15 protein-coding genes, 1 tRNA gene and 1 other RNA gene are annotated in these 16,711 nt (G+C 65.7%); 11 read left to right on the plus strand and 6 right to left on the minus strand.

Annotated features, from left to right (window positions below; genetic code table 11):
• The first annotated feature begins 125 nt into the window (after positions 1-125).
• Genes BJF89_RS07995 through BJF89_RS08005 form a run of 3 tightly spaced genes read left to right on the plus strand, consistent with a single transcriptional unit; the run spans position 126 to position 3,109 of the window.
• Complete coding sequence (locus BJF89_RS07995; protein ID WP_083650621.1) at positions 126-1,154, plus strand: glycine betaine/L-proline ABC transporter ATP-binding protein; 1,029 nt, start codon at positions 126-128, stop codon at positions 1,152-1,154.
• 3 nt (positions 1,155-1,157) lie between these two features.
• Positions 1,158-2,024 (plus strand): proline/glycine betaine ABC transporter permease, encoded by an 867-nt coding sequence (locus tag BJF89_RS08000; protein WP_075813863.1) that lies wholly within the window; start codon positions 1,158-1,160, stop codon positions 2,022-2,024.
• A gap of 53 nt (positions 2,025-2,077) precedes the next feature.
• Entirely contained in the window at positions 2,078-3,109 is a 1,032-nt protein-coding gene (locus tag BJF89_RS08005; RefSeq protein WP_139311943.1) for a glycine betaine ABC transporter substrate-binding protein, read from the plus strand.
• Here the strand turns inward: BJF89_RS08005 and BJF89_RS08010 are convergent, their stop codons facing one another.
• From BJF89_RS08010 to BJF89_RS08020, 3 genes are all read right to left on the minus strand, one after another.
• Positions 3,110-4,429 (minus strand): D-serine ammonia-lyase, encoded by a 1,320-nt coding sequence (locus BJF89_RS08010; RefSeq protein ID WP_075813865.1) that lies wholly within the window; start codon positions 4,427-4,429, stop codon positions 3,110-3,112. It lies immediately after the preceding gene.
• Positions 4,430-4,459: 30 nt separating this feature from the next.
• Positions 4,460-5,242: a pyrroline-5-carboxylate reductase gene (locus tag BJF89_RS08015; RefSeq protein WP_075813867.1), complete on the minus strand. Its 783-nt coding sequence runs from the start codon at positions 5,240-5,242 to the stop codon at positions 4,460-4,462.
• Positions 5,243-5,340: 98 nt separating this feature from the next.
• Positions 5,341-5,429, minus strand: a tRNA-Ser gene (locus BJF89_RS08020).
• 147 nt (positions 5,430-5,576) lie between these two features.
• On the opposite strand from BJF89_RS08020, the gene ffs reads away from it, so the two are divergent.
• From ffs to BJF89_RS08035, 3 genes are all read left to right on the plus strand, one after another.
• An RNA gene (gene ffs, locus BJF89_RS08025) (signal recognition particle sRNA small type) lies at positions 5,577-5,673 on the plus strand.
• A 132-nt stretch (positions 5,674-5,805) separates the two neighbouring features.
• Positions 5,806-7,437 (plus strand): ABC-F family ATP-binding cassette domain-containing protein, encoded by a 1,632-nt coding sequence (locus BJF89_RS08030; protein WP_075813869.1) that lies wholly within the window; start codon positions 5,806-5,808, stop codon positions 7,435-7,437.
• A gap of 43 nt (positions 7,438-7,480) precedes the next feature.
• Positions 7,481-8,134, plus strand: coding sequence for a dihydrofolate reductase family protein (locus BJF89_RS08035; protein WP_075813871.1), 654 nt, complete (start codon positions 7,481-7,483; stop codon positions 8,132-8,134).
• A gap of 14 nt (positions 8,135-8,148) precedes the next feature.
• Here BJF89_RS08035 and BJF89_RS08040 read toward each other — a convergent pair whose 3' ends face one another.
• Genes BJF89_RS08040 through BJF89_RS08050 form a run of 3 tightly spaced genes read right to left on the minus strand, consistent with a single transcriptional unit; the run spans position 8,149 to position 10,708 of the window.
• On the minus strand, positions 8,149-8,943 hold the full coding sequence (locus tag BJF89_RS08040; RefSeq protein WP_075813873.1) for an ABC transporter permease: 795 nt from the start codon (positions 8,941-8,943) through the stop codon (positions 8,149-8,151).
• Positions 8,940-9,737 (minus strand): ABC transporter permease, encoded by a 798-nt coding sequence (locus BJF89_RS08045; protein WP_075813875.1) that lies wholly within the window; start codon positions 9,735-9,737, stop codon positions 8,940-8,942. The genes BJF89_RS08040 and BJF89_RS08045 overlap by 4 nt, the downstream gene beginning before the upstream one ends.
• Complete coding sequence (locus BJF89_RS08050) at positions 9,737-10,708, minus strand: ATP-binding cassette domain-containing protein (protein WP_075813877.1); 972 nt, start codon at positions 10,706-10,708, stop codon at positions 9,737-9,739. The genes BJF89_RS08045 and BJF89_RS08050 overlap by 1 nt, the downstream gene beginning before the upstream one ends.
• A 191-nt stretch (positions 10,709-10,899) precedes the next feature.
• On the opposite strand from BJF89_RS08050, the gene BJF89_RS08055 reads away from it, so the two are divergent.
• From BJF89_RS08055 to recR, 5 genes are all read left to right on the plus strand, one after another.
• Positions 10,900-12,186 (plus strand): aminotransferase, encoded by a 1,287-nt coding sequence (locus BJF89_RS08055; RefSeq protein WP_075813879.1) that lies wholly within the window; start codon positions 10,900-10,902, stop codon positions 12,184-12,186.
• A 30-nt stretch (positions 12,187-12,216) separates the two neighbouring features.
• Positions 12,217-12,831: a hypothetical protein gene (locus tag BJF89_RS08060; RefSeq protein ID WP_255372539.1), complete on the plus strand. Its 615-nt coding sequence runs from the start codon at positions 12,217-12,219 to the stop codon at positions 12,829-12,831.
• Positions 12,832-12,880: 49 nt separating this feature from the next.
• The gene (locus BJF89_RS08065) at positions 12,881-15,292 is read left to right on the plus strand and encodes a DNA polymerase III subunit gamma and tau (protein ID WP_075813883.1); all 2,412 of its coding nucleotides are present in this window, start codon (positions 12,881-12,883) and stop codon (positions 15,290-15,292) included.
• Between the two features lie 95 nt (positions 15,293-15,387).
• Positions 15,388-15,702, plus strand: a complete 315-nt coding sequence (locus tag BJF89_RS08070; protein WP_075813885.1) for a YbaB/EbfC family nucleoid-associated protein — start codon at positions 15,388-15,390, stop codon at positions 15,700-15,702.
• 13 nt (positions 15,703-15,715) lie between these two features.
• Positions 15,716-16,360, plus strand: a complete 645-nt coding sequence (gene recR / locus BJF89_RS08075) for a recombination mediator RecR (RefSeq protein WP_075813887.1) — start codon at positions 15,716-15,718, stop codon at positions 16,358-16,360.
• Positions 16,361-16,711: the final 351 nt, after the last annotated feature.

Consider the following 16,711-nt stretch of genomic DNA (forward strand, 5'->3'; position numbering starts at 1 on the left):
AATGATGCGCGTTCCGCACGAATTCTCTGGCAGTTTTTATCCAGAATGTTCGCAGTGAACTCCAATGTTTTCTATGGTGGAAGCCTGTCATAAGGAATTCCGTGAACGTCGGAGGCGAAAAGAACATGGGTGTAGTCGAGGCGTCACATGTCTACAAGGTCTTCGGGAAGAACGGCCCTGAAGTGGTGCGACGACTTGAGGACGGAGCCGACCGCAGCGAGGTGACGGACCTTGGGACCGCTGGTGTCATTGACGCGAGTTTCTCCGTGGACAAGGGTGAGATCTTCGTGGTCATGGGGCTGTCCGGTTCCGGTAAATCCACCTTGATCCGCATGATCAACGGGTTGTGGACCCCTACAGCAGGCACGATCAATGTCGCCGGGAAGAACATCTCGGAGATGGGGGACGGCGAGCTCCGGGAACTCCGCAAGAAGCATATTTCCATGGTCTTCCAGCATTTCGCGCTGCTGCCGCACCGCACCGTCCGCGACAACGCCGCCTACTCCCTGGAAATTCAGGGGGTAGATAAGAAGCAGAGGCTGGAGCAGGCGGACCACTGGCTGACACAGGTCGGGCTCGACGGGTGGGGTGACAGCCTGCCAGGGCAGCTCTCCGGCGGTATGCAACAGCGTGTCGGCCTGGCACGTGCCCTTGCAGCGGAGACGGAGATCCTGCTCATGGATGAGGCGTTCTCCGCGCTCGACCCCCTGATCCGAAACGAAATGCAGTCGCAGCTGCTTGAACTACAGCGTGATCTGGGAAAGACGATCATCTTCATCAGCCACGACCTCAACGAGGCCATGCGTCTCGGTGACCGCATCGCGATCATGCGCGCAGGACGTATCGCACAGATTGGCACAGCCAACGAGATTCTCACGAACCCCGCCGACGACTACATCGCCGACTTCCTCGCTGACATCGACCGCACCCGCGTCCTGACGGCGCGCAACGTGATGACAGACGCGGGTCCGGAAGCGTCCTCCCTGCCGACGGTGGATGCGGGCACTTTGCTGGGGGACCTGTTCGCCCGTTCTGCTGACGCATACGGTGCCGCAGACGCCGCCGGATCGTTGGCGGTGATGGACAACGGCTCCCTGGTCGGCGTCGTGGACCCGAGAGCACTGGTGGCGACGATGGCCGGAAAGGTGAACTGACCCATGAATTCATTCCTCAATCCCGACATTCCGCTCGGGCGGTGGGTCTCTGATTTCATTGACTGGTTCAATCGGGCCTTCAGTTGGTTGCTGGATTTCATCGGCACCGTACTCGGCGGTGCGTACGACGGCGTCGCCGCCGTCCTGGAATCCCCCGTCTACTGGGTGATGATCATCGTGCTCGCTGCCCTGGCCTGGGCCGCGGCCAGTTGGAAGGTCGCGCTGTTCACCGTCGTCGGCTTCTACGTCGTCCGTGGAGTGAACCAGTGGACCAATACGATGGACACGCTGGCGATGGTGTTCGTAGCGGTGGTCATTGCCGTGGTCATCGCGGTGCCGGTGGGTATCTGGGCGGCGAAATCGACGACGGTGTCGGCGATCGTCAAACCCGTGCTGGACTTCATGCAGGCGATGCCCGCCCTGGCCTACCTGGTGCCGATCATGGTGATCTTCGGTATCGGTGTGGTCCCGGGCATGATCGCCACGCTGATCTTCTGCCTGCCGCCTGGGGTCCGGTTCACTGAACTGGGGATACGCCAGGTTAACCAGGAAACCGTGGAGGCAGGCAACGCCTTCGGCGCGACTCCGCGTCATATCCTGTTCCGCATCGAGTTGCCGCTGGCTCTGCCCACGATCATGGCAGGCATCAACCAGGTCATCATGCTGGCCCTGTCCATGGTGGTGCTAGCCGGTATGGCCGGTGCGGACGGCCTGGGCGGGCCCGTTACCCAGGCACTGCAGACCCTCAACGTCCCGCTCGGGGTGAATGCCGGCGTCGCCGTGGTCATCCTGGCGATCTACCTGGACCGGGTGACTGCAGGACTCGGCCGTCGGACGCCGCTGGCGCGGGCGCAGAAGGAGAGCGGCTGAGACGGGATTATTTCAGTACTCTAATCACCACACGACTTTCTCGAGGAGACATCATGACCACGACTGCACGGACAACCACATTGACGAGGGGACGTAAGGCTGCGTCCCTCGGTGCGCTGCTGGTGACGACGGCACTCGTCGCTTCAGCATGCGGCGCCGAGAATGAAGGCGGCGGAAGCGACAACAGCGGTGACGGCGATGACTCCAGCGCCGCCTCCGAGTTCGCGGACTGCACCCCAGGTGAGGAGTCGTCGGACCTCGCCGACCTCGACACCGACGGCGACACAGACATCACGATTGCCGCGTTCAACGGCTGGGACGAGTCCTTCGCCGCCTCGCACCTGGTCAAGCATGTCCTGGAAGACGAGGGCTACACCGTCACCATCTCCAATTTCGACGCCGCCCCCGCCTACACCGGCGTTGCACAGGGTGACGTCGACGTACTCATGGACGGTTGGCTGCCCATCACTCACGAGACCTACATCGACGAGTACGGGGACGATCTTGAGGCCCAGGGCTGCTGGTACGACAATGCGAAGCTGACGATCGCCGTGAACGAGGATTCGCCTGCCCAGAGCATTGCGGATCTCGCCGACATGGGCGACGACTACGGCAACCGGTTGGTCGGTATCGATCCCGGCGCCGGGTTGACGAAGCAGACGCAGGACGAGGCCATTCCGGAATACGGCCTGCAGGACTACGACTTCCAGATCTCCTCCACCCCGGCGATGCTCGCTGAACTTCAGCGTGCCACCGACAACGGTGACGACATCGCCGTCACCCTGTGGCGCCCGCACTGGGCGTACGATGCTTTCCCCGTCCGCGACCTGGAAGACCCGAAGGGTGCCATGGGAGGTGCGGAGAACATCTACAACTTCTCCCGTACCGGCTTCTCCGACGACAACCCCTATGTCGCTCAGCTGTTGAAGAACCTGGTGCTCGACGACGAGCACCTGTCGTCTCTGGAGAACGTCATGTTCTCCGAAGACAACTACGGTGGCGAGAACATGGAGGAGGCTGTCTCCGAGTGGCTCGACGACAACCCGGACTTCGTCGACGACTGGAAGGCCGGCGCACTGGGATAGTCAGCTGATCGTCCCGGCAGTCACCATTCGCCGTCCTGCCTCGAGCAGGACGGCGAATTCATGGTCCGGCATGAGGGAGCCACCGGTCAGCCATGCGATGTGGGCGCCGGGGTTGTCGGGCTCTCCCTCCTCGAGACACCCGGCAGCCAGCAGGCCCGCACACGCCGAGGGCTCGAGGGGTAAGGCGGATATGTCGTACGCGAGTGCGAGGGCCCGCATCAGGTCATCGTCTGTGACTGTGGCGTAGCCGGCAATCAGGCCGCCGACGGTCGCTCCGACGAAGCCGGAGGGGCGGCCGACCGCCAGTCCGTCGGCGACGGTGAGCTCTCCGCGCCCGATGTCCGTGACGCTGACGCCGTCGTCCAACCCGGTGAGCCTACCGAGCATGAATGCGGGCATTGACACCGGTTCGACGAACACGCAGCGCACGTTGTCGCCGAAGACAGTGCTCAGCCCGTAGGTGATCCCACCCGGGGCGCCGCCGATACCGCACGGCAGGTACACGGTCAGCGGATGCTCCTCGTCGACCTGGACTGACGCCGCGGCCAACTGTCCGACAAGCCGCCGGCCGGCCACAGCGTAGCCGGCGAAAAGACTGCGGGAGTTCTCGTCGTCGATGAAGTGGGCCCGGGGATCCGCGTCGGCGGCGCGGCGTCCGGCGTGAACCGCTTCAGTGAAGTCCGTGTCGTGTTCGACGACCTCCACACCGGAGTTCCGGAGCTTGTCCTTCTTCCACTGTTTGGCGTCGTGCGACATGTGCACGGTGACCGAGAATCCGAGAACCGCGCCCATCAGGCCGATGGACATTCCCAGGTTCCCTGTTGAGCCGACGACGATGCGTCGTGTCGCCATCTTCTCGCGTACCGGCCGCTCGAGGAACACCGTAGGGCCGGGTGACAGGTCGACGCCGAGGTCCGCAGCGACGGTGAGTGCCGTCTCGAGGACTTCGTGAATTCCCCCGCGTGACTTCACCGAGCCGCTCACCGCCAGCACATCGTCCCGCTTCACCCACAGATTTCGGGGGACGGGGCGGCCGAACTCCTGGGAGAGGGCGTCGCTGAGCGCGCTGACCTTGGTCAGCGGTGACTCGATGATGCCACCGAGTTCCCGTGTGCCCGGAAAAAGTTCCTCGATCAGCGGGGCGAACCAGCGGAAGCGTGCCTCGGCCCGGTCAACCAGGGCAGGCAGGTCGGTGAGTGTCTCTCCGTCGCCTGTCGGCGCGGCGTCACCGGGGATCCACACAGTGGGGCGACCAGCGGAAAGATCGTCGAATGCCGCGCGGTCACGGTCGGACGACAGTGCGTCCCGAAGAGTCTGCATAGTTTCCCAGCATAGAGAGGGACGCCAGGTTCAGTCGGTGAGGGCGTCGAGGAACGCTGAGCGGACCCCGCGGCGGTCGAGCGCTGCGATCCGCCGGATTCCTCCGCCGCCGGGAGCGCACATCTGCTCCCTCAACTGTGAGGGAGCGAGATCCTCACGACTGTCCAGAAGCGCGGCGGTGCCGGTCAATGTCTGCGTCATGACCTTCCTGGCCACGTCGCGGGGAACTCCGCGGAGGGCGGCAGCCTCCACCATCGCGTCGACGACATACAGGATGTGGGCGCTGCCGCCGCTGCTCAGCGGTGCGAGACGGGCCTGCTGGCCCTCCTCGACGTGAAGGACCTCCCCGGAGCGACTGAAGAACGAGGTGACGTCGTCCAGCTGGGTCTCAGAGCATGGATGCGCCGTCAGGAGTGTCAGTCCCTGTCCGACACGGGCGGTGAGGCTCGGCATCGCCCGTACCACGCCGACACCGTCGGGAAGGATCTCGGCCAGGTCGCTGAGTGTGACACCGTCGGCGAGGGACACGACGACGGTGTGAGGACGCAGAGTGTCGCCGAGCGATCTGAGGGTATCCGGTACGCGGTCGGGAGGTAGGGCGACAATGACCAGTTGTGCTTCGGCCACGGCCGCCGCGGTGTCGGTGGTGCCGTGGACACCGTAGGTCGACGCGAGTTGGTCGGCCCGCTCCCGGTGGCGTGAGGTGACGGTCACCGTATCCGGGTCGACGCCGCCTGTGAGTGATCCGTTGAGCAGGGCCTCACCCATGGTTCCGGCACCCAGGAAGGTGGTTTTCAGTGGTCTGGTCGGCATGCTGACCAGCTTCCCCGCGGAGTGGAGAGTTGTCCAGAGTTGTCCAGGGTTATCCAGGGAATGACGAATCCCCCGGTCCGAAGACCGGGGGATTCCTGTGGCGGAGGATAGGGGATTTGAACCCCTGAGGGATGTGACTCCCGCACGCGTTCCAGGCGTGTGACATAGGCCGCTAGTCGAATCCTCCGCCGAGAAATATACACACGACGCCGTCCGGGATGCAAAACGTCAGTGGACATGCTGGTGGGGCGGTAGAAATGAGCGACGGGTGTCCTGTGGTCGGGGCGAGGAGAAACGCGTGTTGGCTCCGGGAGGGCTCCGTTGCTATCATGAGGTCCGGACGCCGCGCGGCGTGCATCTTGTGAACTCCCCCAGGGCAGGAATGCAGCAAGGGTCAACGAGCTCTGGCGGGTGCGCGGTGTCCTTTAACTTTTTCTCCGGACGAAGGACGTCTCATGCTGATCGACGATCGTCATCCCGCACACCGTCGTGCGTTGACGTCGTCGTAGCCGTGTCGTCGGCTCCGTTGTCAACGCCTCCGTTGACAACCACTGGAGTCCACGATGTCAGTAACCCCCCAACCGTCCGTCGTCCTCACGGACGTTTCCTTCTCCTGGCCTGACGGCACCGCCACCCTGGACCACATCTCTGCCGCATTCGGTACCGGGCGTACCGGCCTGGTCGGCGCCAACGGAACCGGGAAATCGACCCTGCTCAAGCTCATCACCGGTGAGTTGACACCGGTCGCCGGGACGGTCACCACCAGGGGTGCCGTCGACTGCCTGCCCCAGAATCTGGCCCTCACGACCGAAGTGACGGTGTCGGATCTTCTCGGTGTCACCGACACACTGCACGCGCTGCGCGCCATTGAGGCAGGCTCGGTCGAGACGCGGCACTTCGATGTCCTCGACGAGGCGTGGGACTGTGAAGCACAGGCCCGAACCGCGCTGGACGACGTCGGCCTCGCGACTGTCGGTCTCGACCGCACGGTCGGGACGTTGTCCGGCGGAGAAACCGTCCTGACGGCCGTGGCAGGACTCCGCTTGCGACGCAACCGGAGCGACGGGGTCGTCCTGCTCGACGAGCCCACCAACAACCTTGACCGGCGTGCGCGGCACGATCTCTATGACGCGCTGACGACATGGCCGGGTGCACTGATCGTGGTCAGTCACGACGTCACATTACTGGACCTCATGGATGACACCGCAGAACTGCGTCTCGGCAACCTGGAGATGTTCGGCGGCGGTTACAGCGACTACCGGCAGCAGGTGGAGCAGGAGCAGGCGGCCGCTGAACAAGCGCTGCGCACCGCAGAACAGACACTCAGGACGGAGAAACGCCAACAGGCGGACGCCCAGACGAAGCTGGCACGCCGTCAACGCTACGCCCGCACGGACTTCGTCAACAAGCGCAAGCCCAAGATGATCATGAACCAGCGTAAGACCGAGGCTCAAGTCTCCGCAGGCAAGCTGCGTGGTGAGCTGGATGAGAAGGTCGCAGCGGCGCAGCGTGAGAAACAGCGGCAGGAGGAGCGGCTCCGCCACGAGTCGGTCATCCGGATCACGCTGCCTGACCCCGTTGTGCCGGCCGGGCGGCGCCTGGTCGAGTTCCGTGATGACCGTGCTACCTCAGTGGTGTTGCAGGGGCCGGAGCGACTCGCACTGACCGGGCAGAACGGTGTCGGGAAGACGCGGTTGCTGGGGGCACTCGTCCGTCAGGCCCGGGATGATGACGGTTCGACCGCGGCACAGCACGGTGTCCGTGCGTCCGCATTCACCGACCGGATCGGGTACCTGCCGCAGCGGCTCGACCACCTGGACGACGAAGCCACGGTCATCGACACGGTGCGGGCGGCGGCGCCGAATGCACCGGTTGAGCAGGTGCGTGCGAGTCTCGCCCGGTTCCTCTTCGGCGAGGATACGGTTCACCGGCGGGTGGGGGACCTGTCCGGTGGTGAACGTTTCCGGGTCGCCCTGGCCCACATCCTGCTCGCGGAACCGGCGCACCAGCTGCTGGTACTTGACGAGCCGACCAACAACCTCGACCTCGACAGCGTCGACGCACTCGTCTCCGCGCTGGAGGACTATCACGGTGGCCTGATCGTGGTCAGTCACGACGATGCATTCCTCGGCCGGATGGGCATCGACACCTGGGTGGAACTTCAGCATGGCGTCCTGCACCGGGTCGGCCTATAGTTAGTTCACTTCATTAGTGAACCGAAATATGTCGGGAGTGACGATGGTCCGTACGAGAGTCCACAACCTGTTCGTGTCCTCCGACGGCTACGCGGCCGGAGACCACGTGACCTTCGAGAACCCGATCGGTGACGCCGGGGCACTGTTCAGCCGGTTCGACGGCCGTGTCATCGACGGCATCCACGGTATCGAGGGGACCGGCGACCCGGTGACCGTGGACCACGCCATGTTCAGCATGTGGGGTCAGGGGATCGGGGCCGAGATCATGGGCCGGCGCAAATTCGGCCCTCAGACTGGCCCGTGGCCCGATGACGGATGGGAAGGATGGTGGGGAGAGGCGCCACCGTTCCGGACCCCGGTCTACGTCCTGACCCATCATCCGCGGGAGCCGATCGAGTTCGACAACGGCACGACTTTCCACTTCGTGGATGCGTCGCCGGACGAGGCGCTCCGCCTTGCGCGTTCTGCGGCACAGGGCGTGGATGTGCGCCTCGGCGGTGGTCCGTCCACGGTGCGGGAGTTCCTGCAGGCGGACCTCGTCGACTTCCTCCACGTCATCATCATCCCCGTCGTCCTCGGAGCAGGCGTGCGACTCTGGGATGACCTGGCCGGCGTGGAGGAACGCTTCACGGTCGAGTCCGTCAGCACGTCCTCCGGGCTCACGCACCAGTTGTGGAACCGGGTCGCACGCGGCTGACGCGGTTGACACGGTTACCGGCGCCGGCGTGCTGTGGCTGCAAGTAGCAGGGTCCCGACGGCCGCGGCCCCGACAAGCCACAGCAGTGCAGGGACTACGGAGCCGCCTGCCCCGGCGGTTCCCGCGCAGACGTTCATCGCCTCCACGACGGTACTCAGCGGATTGATCCGGACAATACCCTGCATGTAGGACGGAAACCCGTCGACCGGCATGAATCCGCTGTTGCAGAACATCATGATCATCATCACCGGCAATGCGGCCACCGTCGCCTCCGGGGTGCGCGCCACCATCCCGACCCAGGTCAGGAAGCAGCTGAAAGCCAGGGAGACCAGGGCAGCGAGCGCGAGGATGCCGACGACGGCCAGCGGGTTCTCCAGGCGGTAGCCCATGAAGAGCCCGGTGACCAGGATCAGCGCCGCGCCCACAGTCCCCCGCACCACCTCTGCAAGGACCCTGCCGACCAGAGGTGACACGGCGACACCGGGAAGCGTCCGAAACCGGGTGAACAGGCCCTCCTGACGCTCGGTGACCAGCCCCGCAGCGCTGGTGGCTCCGGCGAACATCGGACCGGTGCAGATCATCAGCGGCACCAGCCCCTGGACCGCCGGCCGGCCCGTCGCCATTTCTACGGCGTTGCCGAACATGAACGCGATGATCAGGAGCATGGCCACCGGCATGCCCAGGCTCTGCACCAGAATCGCGGGGGTGCGCGACCATCCGCGGAGGGTCCGTCCGGCGTGGAGGGCAATCGCGCCGATGACGGACGCCGAAGCGCGTTGTGACGGGGGTGTGTGCGTTGTCGAACTCATCGGCTCCTCCTGAAACTCCGGGCGCACAGGACGGCGCCGATGACTGCGAGCCCGACGATCCAGGCGGTGGCGGCCCCGGCTGTCCCCGCGGTGACACCGGTGGTGCTGGCCTGGCGGAGGAGTTCTCCGATGACGGACACGGGGAGTGCGCTGATGACGTCCGCCGCGCCGTCGGGCAGGGTCTCAGCGGGAACGAAAGACGTGGACAGCATGATCAGTGGCATGGACACCGCCTGCAACAGCGCGGCCGCGGACTCGGGGGTGGCGGCGAGGAGTGCGAGGCCGTCGTAGACCAGCGATGCCGCGACGGCGAACCCGACGGTCGCGACCAGGTAAACCATCGTGTCGCCGGCGTTGCCCTCCCATCCGAACCCGAGGAATACAGCACCGATCGCTGTCACGACCGTCACGGACAACACCGCGCGGGTCAGATCGGCGATGAGCCGGCCGAGCACGGGGGCGGCCGTGGGGACCGGGGAGGCACGTAGCCGGTCATTGATGCCGTTGGTCTTGTCGACCCCGATGGCCATCGCCGATCCGCCGGCGGTGAACAGGATCGCCTGAAGCGTCGCTGCAGGAACGAGGTACTGCCCGTAGTCGATACCGTTTGCTTCCATGACCCGGGAGAACACGATGTAGAGGGCGACGAGGAACAGCCCCGGAATCACGGTTGCGCTGATGACGGATCCGGAGTTGCGCCGGATCCGGAGTATGTTGCGTCCGGCCAGCGCCAGTGTGGACGGCAGCAGCTCCGGTACGTGGGCAACCGCGGTGGAGGGGACGGAGGTGGTCATCACGCCGACTCCTGCGGTGCGGCCCTACCGGTGAGGGAGAAGAACACGTCGTCCAGGGTGTGACTGCCCATTTCCATGCCTGCCAGTTCAATGCCCGAGCCCCCGAGTGCCTGCATTACGGCGGCCGCCGTCCGGGCTCCGTCCGTCAACGGCACTGCGACCGTGTCCTCCCCGGCGGTCGGTGCCCAGGTGGTGAGGACGGTGGATAGGCGGGGAAGGTCAGCGGGGTCCTCCGGAGTGAGGACGAGGTCGTTCGGGCCGAGCCGTCCCTTGAGTTCGTCTGCCGTCCCTTCGGCGATCACGGTGCCGTGATCGATGACGACGATGCGGTCAGCGAGCTCGTCTGCTTCCTCGAGGTACTGGGTCGTGAGCACGACCGTGACTCCGCGGGCCTTGAGTTCCCTGACGACGTCCCACAGTTCGGAGCGGGCGTGGGGGTCCAGGCCGGTCGTCGGTTCGTCGAGGAAGAGGACCTCCGGGACGGTCATCATCGACACCGCGATGTCCAGGCGTCGCCGCATGCCGCCGGAGTACGTACGGACCAGCGAGCCGCCGACGTCGGAGAGACTCAGGCTGGCGAGAAGTTCATCGGCACGCGCCCCGGCTGCCGTCTTGCGCAGGCCGCGGAGCCGTCCGAAGAGGACGAGGTTCTCACGTCCGGTGAGCTCGCCGTCCACCGCGGCGAACTGCCCTGTGAGGGAAATGGCGGACCGCACGGCTGCCGCGTCCTTGACGACGTCGAACCCGGCGACGGTCGCGGTACCGCTGTCGGGCGTCTCCAGCGTCGACAGGACATTGACCGCCGTGGTCTTGCCTGCACCGTTGGGACCGAGGACACCGAGCACCTCACCACGTCGGACGCTGAGGCTGAGTGTGTCGAGCGCGTGCACCGTCCGGTTCCGGGTGCGGTAGGTCTTCCGGACCGCGTCCATGCGGACGACGGGTGGCGCGCCGGGGTCGGGCTCTGTCATTGCTGTGGTCTCCGGGTTCTAACAGTGAATAGGTGTCAATGTTAGGGTTGCCTGTTCATTCTCAGTTGTCAAGAGGTGATGTCGGGGAGAGAGGTCCCGTTCCTGCGACGGCGCACCCTGTCGGTTCCCGCCCGGTCCCACTACACTCGAGCGGAACACACCCGTTGAAGTCGAGGAGGTCCTGCGGGACTATGAAGCTCACCCACGCGAACACTGACGTACTGAACACCCTGACGTCCCTGAGGGGCGAGGCCGACAAGGCCTACCAGGAGCTCAAGGACCGGAATCTGGCACTTGACCTCACGCGTGGGAAGCCTTCCGCTGAACAGCTCGATCTCGGCATGGACCTGCTCAGCCTCCCCGGAGTCAACTACACGGGCTCGGACGGCGTCGACACCCGCAACTACGGTGGTGGCGACGGCATCATGGACATCCGGTCGCTGTGGGCGGAGCTCCTCGGTGTCGATCCGTCGCGGCTGATCGCCGGGGACTCCTCCAGCCTCAACATCATGTTCGACCTGGTCTCCTGGTCCCACACCTTCGGGAACAACGATTCGGAGCGACCCTGGTCGGCCGAGGAGACGGTCAAGTGGATCTGCCCGGTCCCCGGGTACGACCGGCACCACACCATCACCGAGACCTTCGGTTACGAGATGCTGACGGTCCCGATGACGGACCAGGGCCCGGACCTGGAGGCCGTCCGGGAGCTGGTCAAGGATCCTGCGGTCAAGGGCATGTGGACTGTGCCGGTGTTCTCGAACCCGACCGGGTGGTCGGTCTCCCGCGAGGTCGCCGAGGGGCTCGCCGCGATGGAGACCGCGGCGCCGGACTTCCGCATCGTGTGGGACAACGCCTATGCCGTGCACACCCTCACCGACGAGTTCCCGGAGATCATCGACGTGGTGGCCCTGGCTGCGGACAAGGGGCACCCGAACCGCTTCTGGGCGATGTCGTCGACGTCGAAGATCACCTTCGCAGGAGCCGGTGTGGCCTTCTTCAACTCGTCGAAGGAGAACCTCGACTGGTACCGCGGAATCGCCTCGGCACGCGGAATCGGGCCGAACAAGGTCAACCAGCTCGCGCACGCCCGTTACTTCGGCAGCGCCGAGGGGGTCCGCTCTGTCATGCGGAAGCACTCGGGCATCCTGGCTCCGAAGTTCAGTGCGGTGACCGCGATCCTGGAGCGCCGTCTGGGTGGGCTGGGGATCGCCGAATGGACCACCCCCGCCGGCGGTTACTTCATCTCCGTCGACGTGGTGGACGGGACAGCGTCCCGCGTGGCCGAGCTCGCGAAGAACGCGGGGATCGCCCTGACCGGGGCCGGGGCGACCTTCCCGTACAAGAAAGACCCGCACAACCGTAACCTGCGGTTGGCCCCGTCCATGCCGCCCCTCGAAGAGGTCGAGGTGGCGATGGACGGGGTGGCGACCTGCATCCTGCTCGCGGCCATCGAGGCCGCAGAGGCCGCCGGAGAGTAGCCGTTGAATCTCGAGGAGACGACATACTGGTTGGCAGATCTGCTGCCCGGCGAGTTCACGACATCCCGGCGCCGGGTGAGCCAGAGTTTTCCGGAGTTCACCGTCGCCGAACTCCGGCTCGGTGACAACGGTGGGGAGGCAGGCGGGGAGGACGATGGTGCGGAGACCGTTGCAGCGACGCTGGACGCCGCACGGATCGAGCCTCAGCTGGTCACCGAGGACGGCTCTGACCTGAGGGTCGAGTTCATCACCGTCGCCAGTGGTCACGGTCGTGCCGCCGCAGACCTCGTCATGGCGGCGGCAACGATGGTCGCCAAGGACCCCATCCACTTCTCGCCGCAACCCGGACTGCTGCTGCCGAAGCTCGGCTGGCATGTCGATGACACGATCACGGCTCTGCACGGGCTGCTGGTGCCCCCGTTCCTGTGGGAGGACGGGGTGCCGAACGTGCACGAGGTGAATTTCGGGGGACGGCACGGTGGTGGCACGTACCACGAGTACACCCACCCGGGCCGGATGACGGTCTATGCACAACTGGTCATGCTCACCGAGGAGGAGTATCGCGTGGCTGTGGACGGCGGCCCCGCGGCGGCACAGCAGTTGCTGGCCACCTCGCAGGCGAATCTCAACGACGTCTGGCGCTAGCGCCAACGGCGGGGCGGTAGCTGTCTGCCCCGCCTTGTAGGCTGGGTCCGTGGCTCTTTACAGGAAGTACAGGCCGGCGACGTTCGCCGAGGTCGTGGGGCAGGAACATGTGACCGAGCCGTTGTCGACGGCACTGGACAGCGGGCGGATCAACCACGCCTACCTGTTCTCGGGCCCGCGCGGGTGCGGCAAGACGTCCTCGGCGAGGATCCTCGCCCGGTCACTGAACTGTGAGCAGGGGCCGACATCCTCCCCGTGTGGCGAGTGCGCGTCCTGTCGAGCACTGGCACCCGGGGGGCCGGGGACGTTGGACGTCACGGAGCTGGATGCTGCCACGCATAACGGTGTGGAGGACATGCGCGAGCTCCGTGACCGTGCTTTCTATGCCCCGGCGGACTCCCGGTACCGCGTCTTCATCATCGACGAGGCGCACATGATCTCCTCGGCGGGGTTCAACGCGTTGCTGAAGATCGTCGAGGAGCCGCCCGAGCATCTCATCTTCATCTTCGCCACCACGGAGCCGGAGAAGCTGCTGCAGACCATCCGGTCGAGGACCCACAACTACCCGTTCCGGCTGCTCACCCCGCCGGCGATGCGGGGGCTGCTCGGCAGGGTGTGTGAGGACGAGGGGGCCGTCGTCGAGGACTCCGTGTATCCACTGGTCATCCGTGCCGGGGGTGGTTCACCGCGTGATTCGCTGAGCATCATGGATCAGCTGCTGGCCGGGGCAGGGGACGAGGGCGTGACATACAGTCGGGCCGTGGCCCTGCTGGGGTTCACCGACACGTCGTTGATCGACCGGGCCGTGGACGCCCTGGCGGACCAGGATCAGGCGGGGTTGTTCGGTTGTGTCAGTGACGTCATCGACGCCGGCCACGACCCCCGTCGGTTCGCGATGGACCTCCTGGACCGTTTCCGTGACCTCCTGGTGGTTCAGGCGGTGCCGGACGCTTTCGACACCGGCCTGGTGGATGCTCCGGCCGACCAGCGTGAGGTCCTTGCGGCGCAGGCGCAGGCGGTGGGGCAGGCGACGCTGACCAGGTGTGCATCACTGGTGAACGAGGGGTTGGCACAGATGCGGGGCGCGACCGCACCCCGGTTACTTCTGGAGATCCTGTGTGCCCGGATGGCACTGCCCGCGGCAGGTATGACCGTCGAAGCGCTGGCACAGCGTGTCGAGGCCCTCGAAGCCGGAGGGGGCACAGGTGGCACAGGCGGAGGTGGCGGAACCGGTGCGGGGACCGGGCGACCCTATGTGCGTAAGTCGAAGCGCGAGGCGGAGGCCGCGCCGCAGGCTGTTGCAGAGGCAGTTCCGGAGACCGACCCAGATCAGGCACCGGCACCGGCGGCACCGACTGCCCAGGACGAGCCTGCAGCATCCCCGCAGGACACTCGCCGGGCAGAGGCGGAACGAGCCCGCGAGATCATGAGGCGGCGCCGGCGTCCGTCCGCCGAAGAGCCGACCGACACCGGTGGCACAACGGATCCCGGTGACGTCGCTGACACCGATGGGTCCGGCACCTCTGCGCAGGCAGAGACCCGTGACGAGGCTGCCACAGAGCGTCCGTCGTCCGACACGGAAAATACGGCCCCGTCGGAGACCCCGGAGGAGCCGGAAACGACAGCCCACCCGGTTCAGCGGTGGGACGAGATCCTGGAGACGGTGAAGCAGTCGAATCTCGCCGCGTGGATCGCTGCGCGTGACGCGACCGCGCAGGAAGGACCCGACGACGAGGGCGGCCGAGCGGCGATCACCCTGGTGCACCACACGGGTGCGCTGGCGAACTACATCAACTCACCGGAGCATGCCGCCGTGTACTCCGACGCCGCAGAAAAGGTCACCGGTGCGCCGGCCCGGATCACGGCGAGCGTCGGTGGCAGGACCGCGCAGGAGTCGCCGGGAAAAGCTGAGGCTGTGGCGGACCCGCAGCCGGAACCTGAACCGCAGGAGGATGCTGCCCCGGCAGAGGAGCCTATTGCCGCGGGCGAGGCCCCGTCCGACCCGATGTCGGTCGCGTTGCAACGGGCACGGCACGTGGAACCCCCGCAGGACCCTCCGGTCGCGGAACGGAAACCGGAGGAAACGCCGGTACAGCGGGTGCAACCACCGGCGGTGAAGAATGACGGTCAGGATGAACAGCTTTCCGGCTGGCGGGCACGCAAGGCCAGGATCGATGCGAGACGCGGTTCCGGGCAGGCGGTCCATTCACCGCAGTCTGGCGGGGACGCGCGTGGCTTCAACGGAGTTCCTCTTCCCGAAGAACCTGACGAACCCTGGGATGACGGCCCCGGCGGCCCTCCGCCGGACCCGGAAGGACCGCAGGGCGTTGACAGGGCGGAGGCAGAGGAAGCCATGGCGCAACTCAACGACCCGTCCTCGGCGAACATCGACCACCGCAGTGCCATCGAGATCGCCGGCGAGCTCCTGGAGAAGCACCTCGGGGCGGAACGGACCCGGTAGGTGTGCGGCGCCGTACCCCGGTAAACTCTCCGGGGTACCGACGTTGCAGTCCATGCAATGACCACAGACCTGTACGAACAGCGGAGGGAAACACCGTGAACCAGCCCGACATGAACCAGATCATGGCTCAGGCCCAGCAGATGCAGCAGCAGCTCCAGGAGGCACAGGCCGAGATCATCGCCTCCACCGTCGAAGGGACCGCCGGCAACGGGCTGGTCAAGGTCGCGCTGCGCGGTTCCGGCGAGGTCGAGAGCCTGAGCATCGACCCGTCCGTCGTTGATCCGGAGGACGTCGAGACCCTCCAGGACCTCATCATCGGGGCGTACCAGGACGCCGGTGAGAACCTCAAGAGCCTCTCGAACGAGAAGATGGGTCCGCTCTCCCAGGGCCTCGACGGCCTCGGCTTCTAGGGTCGCGACCACCGTGTTCGAAGGTCCCCTCCAGGACGCCATCGACGAGTTCTCCCGCCTCCCGGGCGTGGGGCCCAAGAGCGCTCAACGCATCGCCTTCCATCTTCTCCAGGCCGAGCCGGAGGATCTGGAGAGGCTGACCGGAGCCCTGTCACGCCTGCAGAAAGGTGTGCGGTACTGCCGGATCTGCCACAACGTGTCCTCGGAGGAAGTCTGCCGTATCTGTGCGGACTCCACCCGGGACGCCACGATCGTCTGTGTCGTTGAAGAGTCCAAGGACATCCAGGTCATCGAGCGTACCGGCGAGTACGACGGGCGTTACCACGTCCTCGGCGGTGCCCTCGACCCGCTCAACGGCATCGGCCCGAAAGAGCTCAACGTCACTGCGCTGGTGCAGCGTATCGGAGGACGGGTCGACGACGTGGTGGCCGCCGACGGCACGGTCGCCGATGCCCCGGACATCGCCGAGGTCATCATCGCCACCGACCCCAACACCGAAGGGGAGGCGACCGCCGCCTACCTCGGGAGGTTGCTCAAGGAGTTCCCCGGTCTGACCGTGTCACGGTTGGCGTCCGGTATCCCGATGGGTGGAGACCTTGAGTTCGTCGACGAGCTGACGCTGTCGCGTGCCTTCGAGGGACGCACAGCGATCCGCTGACGTTATTCGCCACCTCAGGAATGAGCCCGCAGGTGTGCTGTCTCTCTGTATCGTCCATGTACGGCCACTCCGAGGTCAGGAAGGCCTCGATCGCCCGATGTCGGAACGTGTACGGCTTACCCCGGCTGAGAATCCCGCGAACCCTGTCGAGTCGGCGCGTGAAAGTCCCGGTGTTCGATGCTGTCGGAAAACCACAGGCGGCGGAGCCGGCGAGCTGGAACAGAAACGGCTCGCCATGACAGATGTCGGTGATCGCGTGCTGGGCTTCGGGGTCCATGTACACATGTCCGGTACGTCCGTTGTCCTCCGCCAGCAGCCAACCTTCTGTGACGAACATCTGGAGGGCGTGGG

Source organism: Corynebacterium sp. CNJ-954, assembly GCF_001942345.1.
GTDB lineage: Bacteria > Actinomycetota > Actinomycetes > Mycobacteriales > Mycobacteriaceae > Corynebacterium.

What these genes read in the sequence shown, in the direction of transcription:
- BJF89_RS08045 (WP_075813875.1), bottom strand. Translation starts at nt 9,737, where the DNA reads ATGACCACCTCCGTCCCCTCCACCGCGGTTGCCCACGTACCGGAGCTG.
- BJF89_RS07995 (WP_083650621.1), top strand. Translation starts at nt 126, where the DNA reads ATGGGTGTAGTCGAGGCGTCACATGTCTACAAGGTCTTCGGGAAGAAC.
- BJF89_RS08010 (WP_075813865.1), bottom strand. Translation starts at nt 4,429, where the DNA reads ATGCAGACTCTTCGGGACGCACTGTCGTCCGACCGTGACCGCGCGGCA.
- BJF89_RS08000 (WP_075813863.1), top strand. Translation starts at nt 1,158, where the DNA reads ATGAATTCATTCCTCAATCCCGACATTCCGCTCGGGCGGTGGGTCTCT.
- BJF89_RS08035 (WP_075813871.1), top strand. Translation starts at nt 7,481, where the DNA reads ATGGTCCGTACGAGAGTCCACAACCTGTTCGTGTCCTCCGACGGCTAC.
- BJF89_RS08055 (WP_075813879.1), top strand. Translation starts at nt 10,900, where the DNA reads ATGAAGCTCACCCACGCGAACACTGACGTACTGAACACCCTGACGTCC.
- BJF89_RS08040 (WP_075813873.1), bottom strand. Translation starts at nt 8,943, where the DNA reads ATGAGTTCGACAACGCACACACCCCCGTCACAACGCGCTTCGGCGTCC.
- BJF89_RS08050 (WP_075813877.1), bottom strand. Translation starts at nt 10,708, where the DNA reads ATGACAGAGCCCGACCCCGGCGCGCCACCCGTCGTCCGCATGGACGCG.
- BJF89_RS08005 (WP_139311943.1), top strand. Translation starts at nt 2,078, where the DNA reads ATGACCACGACTGCACGGACAACCACATTGACGAGGGGACGTAAGGCT.
- BJF89_RS08015 (WP_075813867.1), bottom strand. Translation starts at nt 5,242, where the DNA reads ATGCCGACCAGACCACTGAAAACCACCTTCCTGGGTGCCGGAACCATG.
- BJF89_RS08030 (WP_075813869.1), top strand. Translation starts at nt 5,806, where the DNA reads ATGTCAGTAACCCCCCAACCGTCCGTCGTCCTCACGGACGTTTCCTTC.